Annotated in this window: 1 protein-coding gene; it reads right to left on the reverse strand. The window is 73.6% G+C overall.

Annotated elements, in window-relative coordinates; genetic code table 11:
* On the reverse strand, window positions 1–1,529 hold a 1,529-nt coding region (locus KDH83_RS30625; protein WP_212322788.1), incomplete at both ends, for a hypothetical protein.

Here is a 1,529-nt window from a genome sequence, read left to right on the forward strand (position 1 = left end):
GCGTGCGCGCGTTCAGATCGCCGCCCGCCAGCACCGAGCCGGTGTTGGCCAGCGTTGTTCCTGCGTAGAGGTCGGCCCGTCCGCTGGCGAAGGCGACGCCCGCGTTGTTCAGCGCGCCGCCCGCGTCCAGGGCCAGCGCCGCGCCGGATTGCAGCCGGCCATCGGTGGTGATGAAGAGGTCGCGCGCGGCGTTGACCGAGAGCTTGCCGGTCTGAGTGCCGATCACGCCGCTCAGCCGCGCGTCGGCGCCGGCGCGCAGGCTCAAATCCTTGCCTGCTGAGGCCGAGCCCAGCGCCTGCAGCGCGCCGCCGGCGGTGGCGGTGAGCATGCCGTCCGCCTGCTGGCGCGAGGCCGCGCCCAGGATCAGGTCGCCGCGCGTGGCGGTCAACGAGAGGTCGCCCTTCAAGGCCGCGGCGGTGCCGTCGATCGACAGGCTATCGCCCGCGCTCAGCGTCTGGTCGCGGCCGGCCAGCGCGCGGCCGGCGATCTGCATCGAACCGGCGGCGGTGGCGGTCAAGGTGTCGGCGGCCTGCACCAGGCCCTTGTCCGCGACGGTGATGTTCCGACCGTTCAGCGTCAGCTTGGCGTCGCTGGCGGCCGAGCCGTCCACGCGCGCGTCGCGCGCGGCGGCCAGAGTCAGGTCGCGCACCGAGGCCAGCGCGCCGGAGACGCTCAGGTCGCGGCCGGCGCTGGCGTTCAAGGCCCCGGCTGCCTGCACCTGGGCGCCTTGCTTGATGGTCAGGTCGCGTCCGCCCGACACGGACAGGTCGCCGCTGGCCGGCACGGACAGGCTGCGTCCGCCGGGCGCGGGCGGCGTGCCCTGGGCACTCGTGCCCAGCGCGGCAATGGTGCCGCCCAGCCTCGCATCGCCCGTGGCCGCCAGCGCCAATGCGCCGCCGGCCGCCAGCGTGCCGTCCGAGTCGATATCGCCGCCGGCTTTGGCGTCCAGCTTGCCCGAGGACTGCAAGCGCCCGCTCGCGGCCACCCTCAGGTCGCCGCCGGCTTGCGTGGTCAGATCGCCGCTCAGCGCGGTGACGGTGCCGTCCACGCTCATGTGCCGCTGCGCCGACAGGCTGGCCGGCGAGCTGGCCGTGACCGTGCCCGTCACGAAAATGTCGCGGCCGGCCTCTGCACGCAGCGTGCCGCCGCCCGTGGCCGCCGTCTCGGCGGTGCCGGCCGTGCCGGCGATGCGCAGGTCCTGGCCGGCGAAGAGGAGCAGCTTGCCGCTGCCTTGCGCCAGGCCGTTCTTGCCGACCGACAGATCAGTGCCGGCCTTGATGTTCAAGAGGCCATTGGCGACCGTCTTGCCGTTCACCACGGTGTTGGCATTGGACGACAGGCGGATATCCTGCTCGCCCGAGATCGTGCCGTCGGCCTGCAGCTTGCCGCCGGCCTGGGCTTGCAACAGGCCGCTCGCCTGCAATGCGCCGTTGGCACCCAGCAGCAGGTCGCCGCCGCTGGTGGCGGTGAGTGTGCCGTTGCGCGACAGCACGGTGCCGTCCACGCGCAACTCGCCCGTCGTGCGCAGT

Origin of the sequence: Achromobacter sp. Marseille-Q0513, assembly GCF_018195695.1 — a bacterium.
In the GTDB taxonomy this organism is placed as follows: domain Bacteria; phylum Pseudomonadota; class Gammaproteobacteria; order Burkholderiales; family Burkholderiaceae_B; genus Achromobacter.